The sequence below is a fragment of the Variovorax sp. 01T439_2 genome (assembly GCF_056398445.1).
Window position 1 is genome coordinate 1 of record NZ_JBFTPJ010001101.1, and the last position, 1,746, is coordinate 1,746.

Annotated in this window: 3 protein-coding genes; 2 read left to right on the top strand and 1 reads right to left on the bottom strand. The window is 64.0% G+C overall.

Annotation, left to right across the window (positions count from 1 at the left end; genetic code table 11):
- Nucleotides 1–556 (bottom strand): ABC transporter substrate-binding protein (locus AC1DOC_RS32380; protein WP_478131411.1); only part of this gene is annotated, 556 nt, incomplete at its 3' end.
- A 122-nt stretch (nucleotides 557–678) separates the two neighbouring features.
- Between AC1DOC_RS32380 and AC1DOC_RS32385 the strand changes: the two genes are divergently transcribed.
- Together AC1DOC_RS32385 and AC1DOC_RS32390 are read left to right on the top strand one after the other, a co-directional pair.
- A complete protein-coding gene (locus AC1DOC_RS32385; protein WP_018905846.1) occupies nucleotides 679–1,050 on the top strand; it encodes an Hsp20/alpha crystallin family protein in 372 nt (123 codons plus the stop codon).
- A gap of 191 nt (nucleotides 1,051–1,241) precedes the next feature.
- The coding region (locus AC1DOC_RS32390) for an alpha/beta hydrolase-fold protein (RefSeq protein ID WP_478131412.1) at nucleotides 1,242–1,746 on the top strand (505 nt) is incomplete at its 3' end.

Here is a 1,746-nt window from a genome sequence, read left to right on the forward strand (position 1 = left end):
AGGCGCGCTTGATGGCCGCATCGTCCTTCACCACTTGCATGAGTGCGGCCACGCGCATGTCGGCGTGCGCGTCGAAGCGAAAGTGCCAGAAGCTGCAGCGCTCGTTGGTCAGCGCCGGATCGACCGCCGCGTAGTTGAGGAAGATCACGCGCCGCGCGGGGTCGCGCTCGTTGTTCTTCTCGATGGCATCGACCAGCGCCGCGGCGGTGGCCGACGAGTTGCCCTGCAGCACGATGCGCGCGCCGTCGTCGATGGCCGCGCGCAGCGCCGACAGCGCTTCTTCGTTCTGCCCCTTGCTGTCGTAGCGGTCGAGCTGCAGCGGCCGTGCGCCGCCGGGCAGCTTGATGCCGCCGCGCGCATTCACGCGCTCCACGGCCCACAGCAGGTTGCGGAACACCGCCTCGCCGGTGTTGGCGAACGGCCCGCTCATGCTTTCGATCAGCGCGAGGCGGATCGGCGCGGGCGCTGCCTGCGCCTGCGCTGCGAAGGGCGCCGCGCATAGCGCCAGCGCCGCAAATTTCAAGGCCTTGCGACGCCAAATAAAGGGAGGATTCATTGTCTTGAAACGAGTGCGGCTGTGCCTAGATGAGGTGTCAAGCGGCACTCAGGATTGAATGGCCGCGCAGTGTAAGGGACACACATTTCTTGTCCCCATTGTGTTCATTCAGGAGTTCTCACATGTTTTTCGCACCCACCCTTCGCACCGCCCGCTTTGCGCCCCGCTCGTACGACCGCGCCTTCGAGCGCTTCGTCAACGAGGCCTTCGCCGGCACGCGCACCTCGCCGCTCGTCGAGCAGGACGACAAGAGCTGGACGCTTTCCGTCGACGTGCCGGGCCTCTCGCGCGAAGACCTCGCCATCGGCATCGAAGGCGCCGTGGTCCGCATCGACAGCAAGGCAGAAGCCAAGCGCCAGTTCAAGGCAGCCTACGAATTGCCGCTGGACATCGACGTGTCCTCGAGCGAAGCCAAGCTCGAGAACGGCGTGCTCACGCTGAAGCTGGGCAAGCTGGTGCCGGTCAGCCAGGTTTCGCAGCTGCAGATCAACTGAGCCTGCAAAGCCCACAAGAGGAAAGTGTCGTTATCTATTGTTTTTGACTTTGAAGACGCTCCCTAATCACAATACGACAGCGAATAACGTCACATCATGTGACGTTTTCACATTTTCCTTTCTTCGTGGGCGTTTCGACAGACGCACCGAATCCATGACGGTGCGGATTCGGGTGCCCCTCAAGGCACGCCATGATCACGCACCTCAAGTCAGCCAAAGACGATGAACGGTCCGATACGCTCCTGGTCTTCCTTCCGGGCGCCTACCTGAAACCTGACGAGTTCGAGCGCGAGGGCTTCATCAGCGCCGTGCGCGAGCGCCATCTGGCGGCCGACTCGCTGATGGTGGATGCCGATGTTTCCTACTACTACGACCAGACGCTCAGCGAGCGGCTGCATGCGGACGTCATCGAGCCGCAGCGCGCCAAGGGCTACAAGTCGATCTGGCTGGTCGGGATCTCCATTGGCGGCTTTGGCGCGCTGATCCATGAGCTGTCGCGGCCGGGCTCGGTCGACGGCATCGTCGCGCTGGCGCCCTACCTGGGGCGCCGCGTGCTGGGTGCAGAGATCCTCAAGGCCGGCGGCCTGCGCACCTGGCAGGCGCCGGCCGGCCCCCTGCCCGACGAGGAAGTCGACCGCAAGCTGTGGCCCTGGTTCCAGCAGTACCTGGAGCCGCAGAAATCCCAAAGCCTGCCCC

Excerpts from the sequence above, each read along its gene's own strand:
- AC1DOC_RS32385 (WP_018905846.1), top strand. The coding sequence starts at position 679 with ATGTTTTTCGCACCCACCCTTCGCACCGCCCGCTTTGCGCCCCGCTCG.